This window comes from Leptolinea tardivitalis, assembly GCF_001050275.1.
GTDB classification, from domain to species: domain Bacteria; phylum Chloroflexota; class Anaerolineae; order Anaerolineales; family Anaerolineaceae; genus Leptolinea; species Leptolinea tardivitalis.
On the sequence record NZ_BBYA01000002.1, the window covers coordinates 108,796 to 128,549 of the forward strand.

General features: G+C 48.1%; 15 protein-coding genes and 1 other annotated feature. Of the genes, 6 read left to right on the forward strand and 9 right to left on the reverse strand.

What is annotated here, in order from left to right:
- Positions 1–80 precede the first annotated feature (80 nt).
- Positions 81–2,894 (forward strand): pyruvate, phosphate dikinase, encoded by a 2,814-nt coding sequence (gene ppdK, locus LTAR_RS01910; RefSeq protein ID WP_081419749.1) that lies wholly within the window; start codon positions 81–83, stop codon positions 2,892–2,894.
- Positions 2,895–3,012: 118 nt separating this feature from the next.
- Here the strand turns inward: ppdK and LTAR_RS01915 are convergent, their stop codons facing one another.
- The 4 genes from LTAR_RS01915 to thrS form a co-directional block, all read right to left on the reverse strand.
- Positions 3,013–3,945, reverse strand: a complete 933-nt coding sequence (locus tag LTAR_RS01915; RefSeq protein WP_062420471.1) for a magnesium transporter CorA family protein — start codon at positions 3,943–3,945, stop codon at positions 3,013–3,015.
- A gap of 138 nt (positions 3,946–4,083) precedes the next feature.
- Entirely contained in the window at positions 4,084–5,106 is a 1,023-nt protein-coding gene (locus LTAR_RS01920; RefSeq protein WP_158423376.1) for a NifB/NifX family molybdenum-iron cluster-binding protein, read from the reverse strand.
- Between the two features lie 51 nt (positions 5,107–5,157).
- On the reverse strand, positions 5,158–5,592 hold the full coding sequence (locus tag LTAR_RS01925; protein ID WP_062420474.1) for an OsmC family protein: 435 nt from the start codon (positions 5,590–5,592) through the stop codon (positions 5,158–5,160).
- Between the two features lie 176 nt (positions 5,593–5,768).
- Complete coding sequence (gene thrS / locus LTAR_RS01930) at positions 5,769–7,553, reverse strand: threonine--tRNA ligase (protein WP_062420475.1); 1,785 nt, start codon at positions 7,551–7,553, stop codon at positions 5,769–5,771.
- A 38-nt stretch (positions 7,554–7,591) separates the two neighbouring features.
- Positions 7,592–7,818, reverse strand: a binding site (T-box leader).
- A 160-nt stretch (positions 7,819–7,978) separates the two neighbouring features.
- Here thrS and pdhA point away from each other — a divergent pair.
- The 3 genes from pdhA to LTAR_RS01945 are packed head-to-tail and all read left to right on the forward strand — an operon-like array spanning position 7,979 to position 11,200.
- Positions 7,979–8,935, forward strand: a complete 957-nt coding sequence (gene pdhA / locus LTAR_RS01935) for a pyruvate dehydrogenase (acetyl-transferring) E1 component subunit alpha (RefSeq protein WP_062420477.1) — start codon at positions 7,979–7,981, stop codon at positions 8,933–8,935.
- Positions 8,936–8,945: 10 nt separating this feature from the next.
- Positions 8,946–9,917 (forward strand): alpha-ketoacid dehydrogenase subunit beta, encoded by a 972-nt coding sequence (locus LTAR_RS01940; RefSeq protein ID WP_062420478.1) that lies wholly within the window; start codon positions 8,946–8,948, stop codon positions 9,915–9,917.
- Complete coding sequence (locus tag LTAR_RS01945; RefSeq protein WP_062420479.1) at positions 9,917–11,200, forward strand: dihydrolipoamide acetyltransferase family protein; 1,284 nt, start codon at positions 9,917–9,919, stop codon at positions 11,198–11,200. Before LTAR_RS01940 ends, LTAR_RS01945 begins: the two co-directional genes overlap by 1 nt.
- A 98-nt stretch (positions 11,201–11,298) precedes the next feature.
- Here the strand turns inward: LTAR_RS01945 and LTAR_RS01950 are convergent, their stop codons facing one another.
- Both LTAR_RS01950 and LTAR_RS01955 read right to left on the reverse strand, forming a co-directional pair.
- On the reverse strand, positions 11,299–12,123 hold the full coding sequence (locus LTAR_RS01950) for a hypothetical protein (protein WP_062420480.1): 825 nt from the start codon (positions 12,121–12,123) through the stop codon (positions 11,299–11,301).
- 142 nt (positions 12,124–12,265) lie between these two features.
- On the reverse strand, positions 12,266–14,689 hold the full coding sequence (locus LTAR_RS01955) for a lytic transglycosylase domain-containing protein (RefSeq protein ID WP_062420481.1): 2,424 nt from the start codon (positions 14,687–14,689) through the stop codon (positions 12,266–12,268).
- A gap of 213 nt (positions 14,690–14,902) precedes the next feature.
- Here LTAR_RS01955 and LTAR_RS01960 point away from each other — a divergent pair, with 213 nt between their 5' ends.
- The gene (locus tag LTAR_RS01960; RefSeq protein ID WP_062420482.1) at positions 14,903–15,865 is read left to right on the forward strand and encodes a carbohydrate kinase family protein; all 963 of its coding nucleotides are present in this window, start codon (positions 14,903–14,905) and stop codon (positions 15,863–15,865) included.
- Positions 15,866–15,884: 19 nt separating this feature from the next.
- Complete coding sequence (ahcY, locus tag LTAR_RS01965; RefSeq protein ID WP_062420483.1) at positions 15,885–17,144, forward strand: adenosylhomocysteinase; 1,260 nt, start codon at positions 15,885–15,887, stop codon at positions 17,142–17,144.
- Between the two features lie 3 nt (positions 17,145–17,147).
- Here ahcY and LTAR_RS01970 read toward each other — a convergent pair whose 3' ends face one another.
- From LTAR_RS01970 to recA, 3 genes are read right to left on the reverse strand one after another with little or no spacing between them, the layout of a single operon-like run.
- Positions 17,148–18,029, reverse strand: coding sequence for a C39 family peptidase (locus LTAR_RS01970; protein WP_062420484.1), 882 nt, complete (start codon positions 18,027–18,029; stop codon positions 17,148–17,150).
- Positions 18,030–18,048: 19 nt separating this feature from the next.
- Positions 18,049–18,615: an NBR1-Ig-like domain-containing protein gene (locus tag LTAR_RS01975; RefSeq protein ID WP_062420485.1), complete on the reverse strand. Its 567-nt coding sequence runs from the start codon at positions 18,613–18,615 to the stop codon at positions 18,049–18,051.
- Positions 18,590–19,627, reverse strand: a complete 1,038-nt coding sequence (gene recA, locus LTAR_RS01980) for a recombinase RecA (protein ID WP_062420614.1) — start codon at positions 19,625–19,627, stop codon at positions 18,590–18,592. Before recA ends, LTAR_RS01975 begins: the two co-directional genes overlap by 26 nt.
- Positions 19,628–19,754: the final 127 nt, after the last annotated feature.

Genomic DNA, 19,754 nt, shown 5'->3' on the forward strand with positions numbered 1-19,754 from the left:
TGTGGTAGAATCCATGTTTTAAAGCGAATATTGCGATTTTCCCAAAAATTGCATTAATTGTTAATTCTCAGGAGGCACACATGGTTCAAAAGAAATGGGTTTATCTGTTCGACGAAGTTGAACAGGCCGAAAAATATTGCGGTGGAAGTTGGGATAAAGTTCGCGGTTTGCTGGGTGGCAAAGGCGCCAACCTGGCTGAAATGACCAGGATTAAACTGCCGGTTCCACCCTTCTTCACCGTCACCACCGAAGCCTGCAATGCCTACCAACCTACTGGAAAGTTCCCTGAAGGTCAGTGGGATCAGATGATGGAAGCCTTGAAAGCTATCGAAAAAGCATCTGGAAAGAAATTCGGCGATGCCACAAATCCTTTGTTGGTTTCCTGCCGATCTGGCGCCAAATTCTCCATGCCGGGTATGATGGATACTGTGCTCAATATCGGTTTGAATGATGAAACCGCTAAAGGCATGGTTGCACTTACAAAGAACGAACGCTTTGTGTATGATTCCTACCGCCGATTGATCCAGATGTTCGGTTCTGTCGTGCTTGGTCTGCCCGATGAAGCATTTGAAGATGTTTTGGATGAGATGAAGAAAGAAAAGGGCGCCAAGGTTGATACTGACCTGGATGCCGCCGCTTTAAAAGAACTTGTTGAGAAATTCAAAGCTGTCACAAAAGCTCATAAGAAAGAATTTCCCCAGGATGTTCTCGAACAACTGCGTCTGGCTACCGAAGCCGTGTTTAAATCCTGGAACGGTAAACGCGCTGTAGACTACCGTCGCGCCACCAATATTCCCGATGACCTCGGAACCGCTGTCAACATTGTGACCATGGTCTTCGGTAATATGGGCAATGACTCCGGTACCGGTGTTGCTTTTACACGTAACCCTGCCACCGGCGAACGCAAACTGTACGGTGATTACCTGTTGAATGCCCAGGGTGAAGATGTTGTGGCTGGTATTCGCAACACAGAAAAAATTGAAAACCTCGGCAAAGACTTGAAACCCGCTTATGATCAATTCCTGACGATCTGCGATACGCTTGAAAAACACTACAAAAACATGCAGGATATGGAATTCACTATTGAGCGTGGACGCCTGTGGATGCTTCAGACACGCGATGGCAAACGCACTGCTGCTGCCGCCATCAAGATTGCCTATGACATGGTCAACGAAGGCCTGATCACCAAAGAAGAAGCTGTTTTGCGCATAACCACAGATAACGTTGACTCCATGCTGCACCCGCAGTTTGACCAGGAGGACAAGAAAGTGGCCAAGAAGGAAGGCCGCTTCTATGCTTCCGGTGTGAACGCTTCTCCCGGTTCCGCCGTTGGCCAGGTCTACTTTGATGCCGATCTGACCGAAAAGATGTCCAAAGAAGAAAAACAGGACACCATCATGGTTCGTCCGTTTACAAAACCAGATGATGTTCATGGTATGCTCGCTGCAAAAGGTATTTTGACTTCTGAAGGCGGCGCCACCTCCCATGCTGCCGTTGTTGCCCGCCAGTTTGGTGTTCCCTGTGTTGTCGGTGCCTCCGCCATCAAAATCGACCTTGATAAACGTCAGATGGTAGTTGATGGCAAAGTGGTCAAAGAAGGTGAATGGATCTCCGTTGACGGCACTACCGGCGAAGTCTTCCTGGGCAAGATCAAATCTTTCAGCCCGTCTCTGGAAGAACAGAAAGAACTGCTCACCATCTTGAACTGGGCTGATGAAATCTGCGCCCGCCCGGATGTTCGCGCTAAATTGGGCGTTACCGGTCCGAAACGCGGTCTGCAGGTTTGGGCCAATGCCGATTACCCGAAAGATGCCCGCCGCGCCCGTTCTTACGGTGCTGTTGGTATCGGCCTCTGCCGGACTGAGCACATGTTCTTCGAACCTGAACGTCTGCCGATTGTACAGCGCATGATTCTGGCTCCTACAAGCGAAGAACGCACCGCTGCTTTGAATGAACTGCTGCCTTCACAGCGCAGTGATTTCGAAGGCCTGTTCCGCGCCATGGTCGACAATGAAAAAGACAAGAACGGCTACCCGGTAATCATCCGCTTGATTGACCCGCCGCTGCATGAGTTCCTGCCTGCTGCTGAAGAATTGCAGGACAAGATCATCACCCAGCGCATCGCCAACCTGGCCGGTTACACCCTGGGCAAGGGCGACACCAAAGAAATCGCTGCCGCCGAAAAGATGCTGCACGCGGTTGAATCCCTGCACGAATCCAACCCCATGATGGGTCTGCGCGGTGTCCGCTTGAGCATCGCCATGCCTGAAATCGTTGAAATGCAGGTTCGCGCCATCTTCGAAGCCGCTGCCAATGTAGCCCTCGAAGGTTACAAACCGAAACCGGAAGTGATGATCCCGCTGACCGGCCATGTGAATGAACTGAAATGGATCCAGCCGCGGTTGGAACGCATTGCTAAAGCCGTTATGGAAGAGAAGAAAGTCAACTTCTCCTACAAATTCGGTACCATGATCGAAATTCCGCGCGCCGCTGTCACCGCCAATGAAATTGCCGGTCTGGCTGAATTCTTCTCCTTCGGTACCAATGACCTGACTCAGATGACCTTCGGCTACAGCCGTGACGATGCCGAACGCAACTTCCTGATCACCTACGTTGAACAGGGCATTCTACCGAAGAATCCCTTCCAGACCCTCGACCGCGACGGCGTTGGCCGCCTGATGCGTCTGGCTGTGGAAGACGGCCGCAAAGCCCGCCCCGAACTGGAAGTGGGTATCTGCGGTGAACATGGTGGCGATCCGAACTCCATCGAGTTCTGCCACATGATCGGAAACAACTACGTTTCATGCTCTCCGTTCCGCGTTCCGGTTGCCCGCCTGGCTGCCGCCCACGCCGCGTTGAAATTCTCTTCCGGCGCCGAAAACACCGACAAGTAATCCGGTCTTTTTTCGGGAACAAAGATAACAAAAGGAGCACATCCATTTCGGATGTGCTCCTTTTTTTCAACTAAGATTTTTTGATAATTTATTGGTAGATTTATTGCCTGAAACTGATTCAAAACCAATCCCGCTTAAGAAACGCGTATACCACGAATGCCATCAAAATGACAAAGAGCAGGATCACACCGATATAGGCATAGGGATGGTCGGACATCGGGAGAGGTACGTTCATCCCGAAGAAACCGACCACAATAGACGGGATACTCAATACAATGGTCATGGACGCCAGGAATTTCATCACATCATTTACGTTGTTCGAAACGATCGTGGCAAAGGCATCCACCATGGAACTCATAATGTTGGTGCTGATCTCCGTCATGCTGATGGCTTGCTGGTTTTCTGTGATCACATCTTCAAGCAGATCTTCATCTTCTTCATACTGGGTGAAGAGCTTCATACGCTGAAGACGTTCCATGAGTACTTCATTCGACCGGATACCCTGAGTGAAATAAACCAGGGATTTCTGATATTTCAATAATTCCATTACTTCTTTGTTTTTAATGGAACTTTGAAGCCGGTCTTCCACCTGTTCGGTTAGTTTATTGATCTCGCGCAAAAAAACCAGATAGTTGTTGGCAACATTCAAGAGCAGGCGCAGAATAAAGCGATAGCGTTTTCCGGTGGAGAAACCGCGCATTTTCCCGGCAGCAAAATCGTCCAACAATGCGTAGGATTGCCGGGTGATGGTGACGATGTATTTATTGCTGACAATAATTCCAAGTGGAATAGTGGAATAGGGAATATCCGATGTCTTCCCCTGGAAAATCGGGATGCGAACAATAATGAGCAGCGTTCCGTCATCTTCACGTTCTGAACGAGAAAGCTCATCAATATCCAGAGGATAAGTGATAAAGTCACGGGGAATATCCATGGCGACCAGATGATTGATCTCCTCTGGCGTTGGATCTGTGACCTTGATCCAGCAGTTGTTTATCAATTCATTGAACTGTTCAATGCCATTCTCGGTGGTCTTGTAAATATTGATCATGGGTTACCTCCCCGATGTTGGAATGGCTGATTAAATGACGGCACATGATTTTACACTCAACATCGAGAAGAGGTAAGGCTATTTCTGGCAAAAAAAACACTTCTGAAGGTTGTTTCAGAAGTGTTTTTAAAGAGAACCTTAGTGGAGTTTTTCGATATGATCAACCAGTTTCCCTTCAAGATATGACTTTACAGCAGTTTCTGGGTCAGTTGAGTCCGTGACAAATGGTTGAATATTCAAACGCCGCATGCTTTCATAGGCACCCATCCCCATGCCACCGCAGATCAAGACTTCACAATCGGCGATAGCTTGAGCCATAGTGGCATGTTTGCCGTGTGAGGCATCATCCAATCCGTGATGTTGGCCATGATCATGTTCGTGATTGTGTTCAGCGGCAAATTGGTTATGGCCCATTTTCTCGCGAATTTCTTTTCCTGTAATTTTGCCTTCTTGGATGGAGAAAACAATATAGTAGGGAGCCCGGCCAAAGTGCTGGCTCAAATTTTGGCCGTCATCTGAAACAACTGCAATTTTCATGTTTATCTCCTTAATTCTTTCGTTACTTATTGAAGAAAAATGCCGGCCGCCCAATTCTTCCCGCGTATCTGTGGGAATAATGACAAGCAACAATTTTGCCGGTTCATTTCCGGGATTCTTCCAACAGTGAGGCAGGTGAGCCTGAAATAGCAAGCTGTCACCTGTCTCGAGCGTGAAATCCTCTCCGTTGACCCGATATAAAACACATCCCTTAAGGCAATAGACAAATTCATTGCCCGTATGGACTACCGGACAATCACCAATATTTGATCCTGCATCCAACGTAATTTCAAAGGGTTGGACAGCATTGTTTACGAAATTCTTCCCCAGGCTGGCCATTTGTATATTATCGGCCTGGTTTTGCGAACGATCGGTACACCGGGTAAATACAATTTGTTTTGAAACAGGTGACACCTCAAAAAAACTGGTGATTGGTGTCTTTAATGCTGTGGATAATTGTTGAAGTGTACTGACGGATGGAGAAATCTTTCCATTCTCTATCAGGCTCAACGTGTTGATATTTAATTTACTGATATCAGCAAGAGCCTTTAACGACAAACCCTGATTAACACGCAAGGCATGTAATCTGCGGCCGACGAGTTCTTCCGCCGTTGGTTTTGTCATTTCAGATTCTCCAATCTGATCATCCACAATATTAATCCTTAATCCCATTATCTATTCAACTACCAGCTCGATGGGAGTGATGTTGGCGATATTATCTGAGATCGGGCAGCGGGAATCCACAAGGTGCAGGAATTTTTCCTTTTCTTCTTTTGTCATATCACCATCAATGGTGGTGATTACCTTGATACCAGAAAAACCAGGGCGTGTTTCAGTGCTCTTACCCATCAAAATATCTGTATTCAGATCGCCTTCAACTCTGACAGAAATATTGCGAATCGGTAAATTCTGCTGCCGGGCAACAATGTGACCAATGGTGATAATGCAACCGGAAAGCGAAACGAATAAATACTCAAGAGGGGTGGGGCCCAAATCTTTTCCGCCACCGGCTTGAGGTTGATCAACAATACTGACATGCTGTCTTGATTTGACCTCGATAGTATATCCGTCTTTCTGAGTTGCCGATATTTCTACTTTTTTTAATGCCATGATGTGTTTTCCTTTCAAAATTAAAGATACTAATATTATAGTACGTTATATGATTATATGTATTATTATTACCAGTATATTGTGATTAGAATAATTTAAGTTTTCGCAGTTTACCATGTTTAATCGCTTGAATAAAAAAGAGGAGGAAGTTTATTCTTCCTCCTCAATGCATCAACCTAAATTTTCTTTTCTATATCGTCTTTGGCCTGTTCAATGAACGCGGTTACTGACATTGGTCCAGGATTTTCATTATTCCGCAGCCGCAGGGCGACTTCATTGTTTTCCATTTCCTTATCACCTATGACCAGCATGTATGGAATTTTCTGGTTCTGAGCATCACGGATTTTGGCATTCATACGTTCGGGCCGCTCATCAACGTTGACTCGGATGCCGGCTTTTTTCAAGTCACCGGCTACCTTATAGGCATAATCGATGTGTCGGTCAGCAATGGGAATCAGTGTTGCCTGGATGGGAGACAGCCACACGGGGAATGCTCCGGCATAATGTTCGATCAATACTCCAAAGAAGCGTTCCAGGCTGCCCAGCAGTGCGCGGTGGACCATATACGGCCGGTGAGGCAGGCCGTCTTCGCCAATATAATTCAGGTCGAACCGTTCGGGCAGGTTGAAGTCAAACTGAATGGTAGAAAGCTGCCATTCACGTCCGATGGCATCTTTAACCTTCAGGTCAATTTTGGGACCGTAGAAGGCGCCGCCGCCTTTATCTACCTGATAATCAATTCCTTCCCGTTTCAGGGAATCTTCCAGAGCTTTTTCGGCGGCTGTCCATTGTTCCGGGTTACCCACTGATTTCTCCGGTTTCGTACTTAAATATGCCTGAATGTCTTTGAACCCGAAGCTGCGCAAAATGTGCAGGCTGAATCCAAGAACGAAATCAATTTCACCGGGCATCTGATCAGGCCGGCAGAAGTGGTGGGCATCATCCTGAGTAAAGCCGCGAACCCGCATCAGACCGTGCATGACGCCGGAACGCTCATACCGATACACAGTCCCTTCCTCGGCATACCGAATGGGTAGTTCACGATATGACCGCAGGGAGCTTTTATAGATATGAATGTGGAAGGGGCAGTTCATGGGCTTGAGGAAGTATTGCTGGCCTTCGATATCAACCGGGGAGTACATATTCTCTTTGTAGAAACCGAGATGACCGCTGGTTTCCCACAACTGCGCTTTACCGATATGCGGGGTAAATACAAAATCATACCCGTTGGCTTCATGTTCCTGTGTCCAGAAATTTTCGATCAACTTGCGGATCTTGCCACCCTTCGGGTGCCAGAGGATCAATCCTGCGCCTACCTCTTCCACAATGCTGAACAGGTCGAGGTCATGGCCAATTTTCCGATGGTCGCGTCTTTTAGCTTCTTCCATGCGCCACAGGTAATCCTTCAACTCATCTGGAGTAGTCCAGGCTGTTCCGTAAATACGTTGCAGCATGGGGCGTTTTTCATCCCCGCGCCAGTAGGCACCGGCAACTGACAGGAGTTTGATGGCCTGGGGATTAATCTCTGAAGAGTTATCCACATGAGGCCCGCGGCAAAGGTCGGTGAAGGCTCCCTGACTGTAAAGGGAGATTTCAGGTTTCTCGAGAATGGGATTGCCGTCTTCATCTTCCTTGCCCTCTTCCAATCCGGCGATCAGTTCCAGCTTGAAAGGTTGATCATGAAACACTTTCTTGGCTTCATCCGCGCTGACCACTTTCCGTTCGAATTTGACTTTCGATTGGATGATCCCGCGCATTCGTTTCTCGATACTTTCCAGATCTTCGGGGGTCAAAGCGCGAGGGAGATCAAAGTCATAATAAAAACCGTCATCAATTGCCGGGCCGATGGCAACCTTTCCTTCAGGGAATTTTTCCAGCACAGCCTGCGCCATGATGTGGGCTGTGGAATGCCGGATGCGGTACAGCTTAGATGATTCGTATTCTGCCTTCTTATCGATCATTCTTCCTCCGAAATAATTAAACAAACACTCCCGCCCAAAACTGGGGCGGGAGTAAAAACTCACGCGGTTCCACCCAGATTAGTCTTTGATTGACCATCTTTGTTGACTGATAACGGAGTCATCCGTTCACCATACATGGAATAGATCCATTCAGGTTTCCGCTCGCGGGTGGTTTTCGTCGGGTCAACATGAGAACCTTTTCAGCTTCCGATTCTCTCTCTGTAATGGTGATTGTCCGATTACTCTTCCCGGTCATCACGTTTTGTTTTGACATTAGCAATTATACGACATTCCTTTTTTTTCTTCTATTCAGACTATTTGAAAAATAACCTGCTACAAAAAACTGTACTTGGGTGCATGAAATATTACAATTATTATGAAAAATGTCATATAAATTATTCTATCTACCTTGAAAGAGGTTTGGTGTGGAAAAACAGGATTATCTGGAACTATACAGGCAAATGGTTGTTATACGACGGCTGGAAGAGAAATCTGCTGAACTCTACCAGCAGGGAAAAATTGGCGGTTTCCTGCATTTATATATCGGGCAAGAAGCCGTCAGTACCGGGTTAATCTCCACCAGGCGGCCGGAAGACCGCGTTATAACAGCGTACCGCGATCATGGTGTGGCCATTAATTGTGGAATTCCCGCCCGTGAGGTGATGGCTGAATTACTGGGAAAGGCTACCGGTGTGGCCGGAGGAAGGGGCGGATCCATGCACATGGCCGATGTGAATCGGAATTTCTGGGGAGGTCATGCCATTGTTGGGGCACACCTGCCCATAGCCGCCGGACTGGCCATTGGTGACCAGTATCAAGAAACCGGGGGCGTTACCATCTGCATGTTTGGCGATGGCGCCACCAACATCGGATACTTCCATGAAGCCATAAACCTTTCCAAAGTCTGGCATTTACCCGTTCTCTGGGTCTGTGAGAACAACCTGTACGGCATGGGAACGGCTGTCAACCGGGCTTCGGCTGTTTCATCTATTCAACAAAAAGCCAGGGGTTTTGGTATTCCGCACAGTAAGGTGGATGGGATGGATCTCATTAAAGTACGCGAAGCAGCTCAGAATGCCATTGATCTGGTTCGCGGGGGCAACGGCCCGTACTTTCTGGAAATCTCCACGTATCGATTTCGAGGGCATTCCATGGGTGATCCGGAACGTTACCGCAAACCTGATGAGGTTCAAAAATGGCAGGAGAATGACCCGATCTGTATTTATGGCGAGTATCTGGTCAATACTTCCATGGCATCGCGTGATGAATTGAATGAAATTGAAACACAGGCGGAAGAAGAAATCAAAGAAGCCGTGGAATTTGCAGAACAGAGTCCGGAGCCAGCACCGGATAGCTTGTTTGACCATATTTATGTCGAATAGGTAGGAATGAATGGCTAAGATAACAGTCAGAGAAGCCATCTCCCAGGCATTGTGGGAGGAAATGGAAGCTGATCCGAAAGTCTTCATCATAGGTGAAGAGGTGGGTGTCTGGGGCGGAACTTATGCCGTTACGAAAGGATTCTATGATCATTTTGGCCCCAAACGAGTTAAAGATACACCAATTGCCGAGGCAGCCATTGTGGGTGGAGCGATTGGTGCTGCATTAACCGGACTGCGTCCGGTGGCGGAATTAATGACGATCAATTTTGCATTTTCCGCCATGGAACATATCGTCAATGAAGCCGCCAAGCTGCACTACATGTTCAACGGCCAATTCGTTTTGCCGCTGGTTATTCGAACAGTGGGAGGAGGCGGCCGTCAACTGGGTGCCACCCATTCTCAAACACCGGACGCCATATTTGCTCATTTTCCCGGCTTAAAAGTTGTGGCTCCGGGATCAGCAGCCGATGCCAAAGGATTATTAAAAGCCGCCATTCGCAGTGATGACCCGGTAATGTTCATTGAGCATGCCACCCTGTACCAGCTTCGGGGGGAGGTGCCAGAAGGTGATTACCTGATCCCGATCGGCAAATCTGTCATCCAACGCCCTGGCAAGCATGTGACGATTGTGACATACAGCAAGATGCTGGATATCAGTCAAAAGGCAGCCGACCAGCTGGCAGCCGATGGTGTTGAAGCTGAAATTGTTGATTTGCGGACGCTTCGTCCGCTGGATATGGAACCTATTCTGGAATCCGTTAAGAAAACCAATCGTGTTGTCATTGTGGAAGAAGGCTGGAAATCTTTCGGGGTGGGTGCAGAAGTGGCGTCTCGAATTTATGAAGAAGCATTTGATGATCTGGATGCACCCATTCAACGTGTGGCACAGCTCGAAGTTCCCCTGCCATACAACCAGAATCTGGAACAACTTGCCCTGCCGAAGCCTGAATGGGTTGTCAGGGCTGTTCATGAGGTGCTCTGATGGCTGATACGGTGATTATGCCCAAACTCGGTTTTGATATGGCTGAAGGTACCCTGGTTCGCTGGGTAAAACCCCTGGGAGTTGGTGTTTCAAAGGGCGATGTACTGGCTGAAATCGAAACGGATAAAGCCACTGTGGAAGTGGAAAGTAATTTCACCGGGGTAATGAATCAATATCTGGTGGAAGAGGGAAGTGTTGTTCCGGTCAATACACCCATTGCTATTATTGCCGCTCCTGGAGAGCAAGTGGATGGCGCAGTTGCGATCACCCATAACGCGGCTCCAGCCAGCTCTGCCGCCCCCCAATCGGCAGGTGGCATTCATGATTTGCCGGTTGCTTCAGGAAACAAATCTTCACCCGGTCATAACGGTAGCCGGATTAAAGCCTCACCTCTGGCGAAAAGGGTGGCGGAGAAATCCGGGATATCCCTGGATAGTATTTTGGGAACAGGTCCGAATGGACGGATTGTGCGGAGAGATGTTGAGAAGGTCATACAATCAATATCACCCGCATCCCCGATTAAACCACCTGTGATATCCGCAGGTAGTGTATCGGCGCCTGTTCGTCTGCCTGAACCAGCGGCGGAAGAATTCATCCCTTCCACCGACAAGGTCATTCCATTAACCCGGTTACGATCGGTCATTGCCCGCCGGATGGTCGAGGCTAAACAGGTGCCCCATTTTTACCTGACACATGAGTACGATATGGGACCCATGATGAAACTCCGCAAGGAGATAAATGAGATGTTGTCAGAAGAAGAACGTCTTTCCGTCAATGATTTTATTGTAAGGGCGGTTGCCTTGACGCTTCGTGCGTTCCCTAACCTCAATGCTTCCTTTGTGTCTGATGGCATTCTGCCACATAGTTCCGTGAACATCGGTGTTGCCGTCGCTCTGGACGGCGGATTGATGACCGTTGTCATTCGGAATGCCGATCAAAAACCACTCAGACAAATTTCTTCGGAGGTCAAATCATTGGCTGAAAAGGCCCGGACGGGAAAAATGAAACCAGAGGATATTGAAGGTTCCACATTCTCAATAAGTAATCTGGGGATGTATGATGTGCAGGATTTCACCGCTATCATCAATCCACCAGAAGCGGCCATTCTGGCTGTCTCTTCCGTGAGACAGACTCCTGTGGTGGTTGATGGTAATCTGACAGTCGGTACACGCATGAACGCCACATTATCTGCCGATCACAGGATAACAGATGGAGCCGAGGCAGCATTGTTCATGAAAAAGTTGGCTGATTACCTTGAAAAACCAGTCCGTCTATTGATATAAGGAACATTTCAGTAGAAAAAAAGAACTGCACCCCAAAAGTTCGATAAGACCGACAGAAAGGGGTGCAGTTTATATTCATTTCAGGAAAGATTCTGAAATTATGTCTGTTTGTTGGCAGGTAATTCAGCATTTTCAGACTGAGCTAAAGGTTCGGCAGTTTTTACGGCAGCAGGCGGCTCAACAGTGATATTGAATTCATACGTCTGGCTGGTCAATTCGCCTTCCGTTTCCTGCTGTATGTCCAAATAGGGTTTCCCTTTACCGCTCAGATAGATGGTGTAATCGTTGGAACCTTCACCCTGTTTTTTCATCAGGTTAATCATGGCCATGATGGTCACCAGATGGTAGAAGAGCTCGGCTATTTTGGGATCACTTTTTGCCAATGCTTCTATGGCTTCAGAATCAAGAACGTAAGATACCGACTTATTTCCCGAATCCCGGAATACATCTCTTAATGCAGTTACCAGGTCTTGCATGATCTCTTCTGGAGTTCGAAGTGTCTTGACCTGTTGGATGGTCAGTTTCTGAGAAATCTGCAACTGAGATTGTGAATACATCAATTTGATGGTCATCGGTTTAGTGGGATCGATAAAATCCTCTTTTGTCAGTCCCATTGATTCGGCTGAAAGCGTAATATCGAACCGGTATTCTTCCGTCCTGGTTTTAAGGTTGGTCTGGCTTCTGGCCTGAATGGCCAGACTATTATCTGACCGGTATGTGAATTGGGTGGTCGTGCTGCTCAGGCTTAATTCAGACAGATGCATGGCCATGGCAAACGATGAAACGCCGGAAAAACCATCACTGGATTCCAGGGTGCGCTGCTCATTGGTCTCTTTGCTTTCTACCGACAGATTAGAAAGAGGTGAGCTGGTTGTTACCGCGCTGGAAGAAACAGATGTGGGGTTTATCGTTGATATAGTCATAAGCCCTCCACTTTTACTATCGGTATTTTTATGTATAAGCTTTAGGCGAATGTCAGACCAATTTAGAATGTAATTCACCTAAAAAAAGAATGGCTTTTCAGGCCATTCTTTCTGAAACGATGTTTTCACATTTTAGAGTAATCTAAGGCATTCTTTCGTAAAGACGAGAATAGATACCGTTGAATTCAGCAATCTGTGTCAGATAACGGCGGGTTTCTTCATAACGGATGATCTCAAGGAACAGATCGGTATCCTGATTGGCCAGATTGAACCAGATTTCCGTATTGCCCGGTCCGGCATTATACGCGGCCAGCGCTGCCATCAGATTACCGCCAAAATAATCTCGCTGGCGGGCCAGGTAACGGGCACCCAGCCGAATGCTGACCATTGGGCGGAAGAGATCATCATTTTTATAATTTGCCGGCCAACCCATTCCACTGGATATTTCCTGTCCGGTAGCGGGCATGATTTGCATGATGCCGCGTGCTCCAGCTGATGATTCGACAAACCCCTCGAACATACTCTCCTGTCGTAAAACACTGAAAAGTACGAACGGATGGATGTTTTCATTCTGAGCAGCCTTCAAGACATCTTCGCGGAAGTAGGCACCAAAACGGATATGGTTGAAATAAACCGGTGCTTTCAAGGTGGCAGCGTCGTTCAATTGGGCGAGATTTAGAATCTGCCGGCTGGTTGTAATTGCAGTTCGATATAATCCGAGGTCAAGGAGTGGATCAAGGAGGCGGAATAATTCAGCCGGATCAGATTCCACTCCAGATATCAGGGAAGACATTTCACGGCTGGCTTCACTATATAAACCCAATACATGAAATTCCTGTGCACGTTGAAAATGTGGGTCTGCAGAAAGGTTCCCCGGCGAAGAAAGATCGGTATCGGCAGGAAGGTTGAAGGTTTTGATCACCCAGTTAGCGGCTTCCGGCCGTTCACCAGACAGGTCATAACCCAGGTCATAGGAAGGTGAGGCGGATAATGGCTGCTGGTCAGTGAGCAACAATTTTGCACGTTCACTGTAATACCCTGTTGGGTCTATCTGTACAGTCGTCTCCCATGATGTTCGGGCGGCTGTGTTGTCATTCTGGGCAAACTGGGTTTTACCAATCCAGAAGGATGCAGAAGCCTGGTCAGTGGGTGTGGTGGCCAGAACAAGGCTGCGTTGGAAAGTGTTCTGTGCACCGGCGTAGTCAAGGATACGGTAGCGGGTGATGCCGGCAAGAAATAAAGCCCGGTAGGAATCGGAATATGTGGGATATTCGTTAATGATCCGTTCCCAGGTATCAATTGCCTGCTGGTACATTTCGCCGCGTTCATAGATACGTCCAGCTTCAAAAAGAAAATCGGGGGCATTGGAATCCGTCGGATACAGACGGACATAAGAAAGGAGGGTTTCAGCGGCTGCCTGGAAACGGTCCAGGTACGCCCACTGTGTGTAGGCTTTTTCCTGCCATGCTTTGACAAAGTACTCCGTTCCGGGGGCAATCTCGATCAATGTATCAAAATCCTGGTCAGCATTTTCATATTGTTGCATTTCCCGTAAACTGAGTGCCCGCAAATAAACAGCCGATGGATCGGGCTTATCGGACGATTTAATATAACGAGTGAGGGCATCCACAGCCAGCGAATACTTTTGCATGTTGTAATCAATGGTTCCACGTTGTAACTCATTGACCTGGACACCTGCGTCAATCAGTGCAGACAGGGCGGAAAAACTATCGAACGCCCTGGGAAAATTGTTGACTGAATCTTGAAAACGGGCATAAGCCTGCTCCGTTTCACCCATTTCAAGATATATCTGACCCAGGAGAAGATTGGCCTGAGACTTGTTATATTCGTTTGAAGCCGGGTTGTCATAAATTGTTTGCAATTGACGTATGGTGTTCTCGTTATCCCCACTGGCGCGCAGTGATCTGGCAATTTTCAGATCGATTTCTATCGGGCTGGTCTGCAGCCCGGGTGCAGCTTCTGCCGCCAGATAGGCATTAATGGCTTCAGAGTAATTTCCGGCAGAGAAAAGGCTGTCTCCCAATTTTTCTTGAACGTAATAATCCAGAACACCTGGCCGTCGGTCAAGGTACTTACGATAATGAATGACTGCTTCCGCCGGCTTTTCCTGGGTATCGGCGATCTCTCCCAGGAGTAATTCGCCCAATGCCGCACGCGGACTATCTGAATAGTCGGCTGTTAGCGTACCGAGTGTGGCAGAGGCATTTTGCCAGTCGTCATTTTTATAGTAGGTCAACCCCTGTCCATACAGGGCAGCGGCACGGGTTTCGTCATCGGATGCCTGCGTGTAGGCGAATTTATATTGAGCCAGGGCCTGGTCATAATCACCGCGAAACAAAAGATCATCTGCCTCATGAAGCCGTACAATGGGCAATGGTGTAGGAGTAGGGAGAGGGGTGGATGTGGGAATTTCGACCGGTGCGGCCGGCACGATGAAAGGTGTCTCTGTCGGCAGGGAGAGAAGTTTTAACGGATTTGACGATGTTTTGCAGGCGATTGTTGAAAGGATCAATGCACTGAGAAGGATCAGTAAATTTTTTTTCATTGTTGGATTTTCCAGAATATGCATTAAAGATCAATATGATGGCGTATTATGGTTTACAGTACATAATGGTAACAGATTATCTGGATATGAATTTACACTACTTGTTTTATCTACTATTGTCTGATATGCATGATATACTTGCGCCGCATGGTACGCTCTCAAAGAGGGCGTATTTGCATGTACTTTTCTCATTTTCAATTTGCGAGGTTGTAAATGACCATTCTTTGCACAGGGTCAGTTGCGTTTGATTACTTAATGAGTTTCCCCGGGTATTTCCGGGATCACATCATTCCTGAAAAATTAGAGACAATCAGTCTCTCATTTCTTGTTGATTCTATGGTCAGGCAACGCGGCGGTGTTGCACCAAATATTGCCTATAACCTGGCCTTATTGGGAGAAAAACCCCGACTATTGGCCACAGTTGGTGAAGATTTTGAGGAATACCGTGTCTGGTTGGAAGAACACGGGGTAGATACTAAATATGTAAAAGTTATTCCTGGTAAATATACTGCTTCGTTCTTTGCCAATACGGATAAATCCAATGCTCAGATTGCCAGCTTCTATACAGGTGCCATGGCCAATGCAGCAGAACTGCGTATTCGGGATGCCAATATCAAAGACATTTCCCTGGTGGTAATTTCGCCAAATTCCCCTGAAGCAATGGCGGAATATCCGGTGGAATGCCAGAAACTGAAAATTCCATACCTGTATGATCCCAGCCAGCAAATTGTTCGTATGGATAAGGAAACTCTCCGAAAGGGCGTTGAAGGCGCTGACAGTCTTTTCTGTAATGAATATGAATTCGAATTGCTCCAAAATGCCACCGAAATGAAAGCAAACGATATCCTAAAGAAGGTCCGGTTCATGGTGATTACCCAGGGAAAAGATGGCGCGCTGGTATTCGCAGAAGGTAAGAAATATGTCATTCCCGTGTTTCCACCCAGCCAGATCCTTGATCCAACCGGCGTGGGTGATGCCTTCCGTGGAGGTTTTCTGAGCGGCCTGACGCTCAATCTAGACTGGCAAACCTGCGGTCAGATGGGCTCCCTGGCAGCTACATACTGCCTTGAACGGCGGGGAACCCAGAATCACACATATACCCGCGAAGAATTTATAGAACGGTATCGTACACAGTTTGATGACCAGGGCGCATTGGATGCTCTGTTGAAACGTTGAGATTGATTGGAGGAAATGCATGTCAAATTATGATATTAAAGATATGAGCCAGGCTGAAGGCGGCCGGCGTCGTATCGAATGGGCTGAACGGGAAATGCCCGTTCTTCGATCCATTCGTGAACGATTTGAAAAGGAACGTCCGCTGGCTGGTGTACGTATGTCTGCCTGCCTGCATGTTACCGCCGAGACTGGCAACCTGGCCCGCACTTTGCAGGCTGGGGGTGCTGACCTGGTGTTGGTGGCTTCCAATCCGCTTTCCACCCAGGATGATGTTGCGGCTTCGTTGATTACCCATTATGAAATCCCCGTATATGCCATCAAAGGGGAAGATAATGCCACGTATTACCGTCACCTGGCTGCAGCGCTTGAACACAAACCTCAGATCACCATGGATGACGGTGCAGATCTGGTCTCCACCCTGCATAAAGACCACCGCGAACTTCTGCCCCAGATTCTGGGCGGCACAGAAGAAACCACAACCGGTGTGATCCGTCTGCGCGCCATGGCGGCTGATAAAGCGCTGTCTTTCCCGGTGGTGGCTGTAAATGATGCCATGACCAAACATTTCTTTGATAACCGTTATGGTACCGGTCAGTCCACCATCGACGGTATTGTCCGCGCCACCAACGTTTTGCTGGCTGGAAAGGTGTTTGTTGTGGTTGGTTATGGCTGGTGCGGACGAGGTCTGGCAAATCGGGCTCGCGGTATGGGTGCGAATGTTATTGTCACCGAAGTCGACCCGATGAAAGCTCTTGAAGCCGTAATGGATGGCTTCCGAGTCATGCCTATTATCGAAGCCGCCAAGATTGGTGATTTCTTCTGCTCTGTAACTGGCGATATCAATGTGATTGATGAAGAGCATTTCGCCGTGATGAAAGATGGTGCCATCGTTTCCAACTCAGGACACTTCAATGTTGAGATCAACATTCCTGCTTTGGAAAAAATGTCCGTTTCCAAGAAACTTGTCCGCCCGTTTGTTGACCAGTATGAGTTGAAAGACGGCCGCCAGATCCATATCCTGGGCGAAGGCCGCCTGATCAATCTGGCTTCCGCCGAAGGACATCCGGCCAGTGTTATGGATATGTCCTTTGCCAACCAGGCTCTTTCAGCGGAATATATGGTGAAGAACCATGCCAAGCTGGAAAAGAGAGTCTACAGTGTTCCGGAAGAAATCGATCGCGAAATTGCACGCCTGAAGTTGCTTTCCATGGGTGTGACAATTGATACGCTCACCGATGAACAGGTGAAATACCTGAACTCCTGGCAGGAAGGTACCTAAACCTTAATTTCCGGCCATAATTGCCATATTGTTCAGAGCGCTCCAGGATGCAAGAAAGACCTGGAGCGTTCTTTCATAATAACGACCGTTATCGGCAATGTAAACAGTGTTCGGTGTGTAGCCATACACAATGACTGTATGTTCGTAATAAGCTACTGTTGTGATGTTCCCGTCTGAATCTTGGTACTGAATCGGATTCCCTGGAACGGTATTATAGATAACCCAGGCAATTACCGGCCGGCTTGATGCAATTTCTGCCCTGATATCATCCCAGGAGAAACCCTTACCTGAGCGGGCGCTGACACCGAATTCGTTTAACAGATTTGCCACAGGATCTGCATGAACACCATAAGAATTGGGTGGTAATTGTCCCTGCACTCCATCATACCGACCTACAAAACCAATATCAGGGTTATCAGAGTGAGGAATCCGTCCTAAAAATTCATTCTCATCAATGCTTGTTCCAAAGAAAGCTGCCCAGTCAACGGCTGTACGGGCTTCACAATCCAATGTGAACCACTGGGGATTGCTTGGAACACCCTCTATCATGAAACTTTCTGGAGGAAAATCGAGTGCCGGATCATGTTCATTCTGCGGGGGAAGTATTGGTTCCTGCAGAGTGGGCACTGGAGTCGGGGTTGGATGAAATAAAAGACTGATGGATGTTGGAAACCGGATAGGCAAAAAAGGTGTTTTGGTTGGTTTGATTCCTGTTGGCTGAGATGAATTATTCGGCGCGGCTGCCTGAACAACAACTTCACCCCGGTTCGCTACGCTCTGGTTAATATTCTGAATCGTCAGGAATGCGGCAAAAACAATGCAGATCAGGGTCATAAAAAGACCGGCTGCGATGATCAACCACTGCCAGGATTTAATTCCATTCACGTTGAATATTTTACCCGGTTTATCGTACGGGGGATGGTTCTACCCTGGGTATGACTTCGATTTCCACATAGACCGGATCGCCGAAAGGTTTGGAATCAGGGGTGTAAGCCTGCCAAGAGGATCGGTATTTTCCACCTTTTTCAGGCGCTGTGAATGTAATTCGAATAACGGCCTGGCTTCCGGCAATGGCCGGAACAAGGGATTGCTCTTTTGGGGCACCCAGAGAATCTCCACCAGATAGGCGAAGAGAATAACGCGGGTTCCAATTGCATGTTCCCTGGTTTTCAACCAGCCAGCGTTTATCAATGCTTTCCCCCGGGGAAAACATTGAGCCATCCGGGATGGTTAGATCTTTAACATACGCCAGCAAATTGCTGCAACTTGCGTTTTCTGTCGGCCTGGGAACATCCGGCGTAGAAACGCTGATTGTTGGTCCGGGAATGGGTGTCGGAGTAACAGCAACTGTCGGCGGAATAAATACGGCAGCTTCTTCCCTCTTCGGCGATAACGGAATACAACCCGACAGAAAGAGAAGAAGACTGACAGCAACCAACTGGAATTTAATCCGCTGCTCCTTCGTCGCCATCGCCGCTCAATGCAAGAGGAATGTCGCCCCCCATGGCGCGCTGTCGGACAGCCGTTTCAATTTCATGGCTGAGCTCAGGGTTCTGCAGCAGGAATTCCTTGGCATTTTCCCGACCTTGCCCGAGACGAATATCACCATACGAGAAAAATGCCCCGCGTTTGGTAATGATTTCCAGCTGAGTGGCCAGATCGATGATATCGCCAACTTTGGAAATACCCTGGTTATACATAATGTCAAATTCGGCAGTCCGGAATGGCGGAGCAACCTTGTTCTTTACCACCCGAACCCGTGTGCGGCTGCCGGTTACTTCATCACCCGATTTTATGTTTTGAATCCGGCGTGTATCCAACCGTACCGATGCATAAAACTTCAACGCCAGGCCGCCGGGAGTGGTTTCCGGGTTGCCAAACATTACCCCGATTTTCTGACGCAACTGATTGGTGAAGATCATCGCTGTCTTGGTCTGATTGATGGCACCTGAAAGTTTGCGTAGTGCCTGAGACATCAACCGCGCCTGCATGCCCATCGAAGCATCACCCATATCGCCCTCAATTTCGGCACGGGGAACCAGGGCCGCTACGGAATCCACTACAACCAGGTCAACAGCACCGGAGCGAACCAGTGTCTCGGCAATTTCAAGTGCCTGTTCACCGGTATCCGGCTGAGAGATCAATAAATTATCGAGGTTGACACCGCAATGGGCAGCGTAGACAGGATCCAGCGCATGTTCCATATCTATATAGGCCGCTGTTCCCCCAGCTCTCTGAGCTTCCGCCACAATATGCTGACAAATGGTGGTCTTACCGGACGATTCAGGTCCGAAAATCTCTGTGATTCGACCGCGGGGAATACCGCCCACGCCAAGAGCGATATCCAATGACAATGATCCGGTAGGGATGGCTTCGATAGTCATATGGTGAGCTTCTCCCATGCGCATAATTGCACCCTCACCGTAGCGTTTGGTGATGTCAGTCAATGCCTTTTCCAGAACAGCCCGTCGGGCTTCATCCATGGCGGTTGGCATGGGGATATTTGCCGTCGAATCATTTGAGCTCGATTTTCGTGCCATCTCAATCTCCTGTGCAGTGATTGTTTCAGTATAGCATTATTGTTCTAAAAGTCAAGGCGACTGGTTTTCC

What these genes read in the sequence shown, in the direction of transcription:
- ppdK (WP_081419749.1), top strand. Translation starts at nt 81, where the DNA reads ATGGTTCAAAAGAAATGGGTTTATCTGTTCGACGAAGTTGAACAGGCC.
- LTAR_RS01915 (WP_062420471.1), bottom strand. Translation starts at nt 3,945, where the DNA reads ATGATCAATATTTACAAGACCACCGAGAATGGCATTGAACAGTTCAAT.
- LTAR_RS01920 (WP_158423376.1), bottom strand. Translation starts at nt 5,106, where the DNA reads ATGACAAAACCAACGGCGGAAGAACTCGTCGGCCGCAGATTACATGCC.
- LTAR_RS01925 (WP_062420474.1), bottom strand. Translation starts at nt 5,592, where the DNA reads ATGGCATTAAAAAAAGTAGAAATATCGGCAACTCAGAAAGACGGATAT.
- thrS (WP_062420475.1), bottom strand. Translation starts at nt 7,553, where the DNA reads ATGATCGATAAGAAGGCAGAATACGAATCATCTAAGCTGTACCGCATC.
- LTAR_RS01940 (WP_062420478.1), top strand. Translation starts at nt 8,946, where the DNA reads ATGGCTAAGATAACAGTCAGAGAAGCCATCTCCCAGGCATTGTGGGAG.
- LTAR_RS01945 (WP_062420479.1), top strand. Translation starts at nt 9,917, where the DNA reads ATGGCTGATACGGTGATTATGCCCAAACTCGGTTTTGATATGGCTGAA.
- LTAR_RS01950 (WP_062420480.1), bottom strand. Translation starts at nt 12,123, where the DNA reads ATGACTATATCAACGATAAACCCCACATCTGTTTCTTCCAGCGCGGTA.
- LTAR_RS01955 (WP_062420481.1), bottom strand. Translation starts at nt 14,689, where the DNA reads ATGAAAAAAAATTTACTGATCCTTCTCAGTGCATTGATCCTTTCAACA.
- LTAR_RS01960 (WP_062420482.1), top strand. Translation starts at nt 14,903, where the DNA reads ATGACCATTCTTTGCACAGGGTCAGTTGCGTTTGATTACTTAATGAGT.
- ahcY (WP_062420483.1), top strand. Translation starts at nt 15,885, where the DNA reads ATGTCAAATTATGATATTAAAGATATGAGCCAGGCTGAAGGCGGCCGG.
- LTAR_RS01975 (WP_062420485.1), bottom strand. Translation starts at nt 18,615, where the DNA reads ATGGCGACGAAGGAGCAGCGGATTAAATTCCAGTTGGTTGCTGTCAGT.
- recA (WP_062420614.1), bottom strand. Translation starts at nt 19,627, where the DNA reads ATGGATGAAGCCCGACGGGCTGTTCTGGAAAAGGCATTGACTGACATC.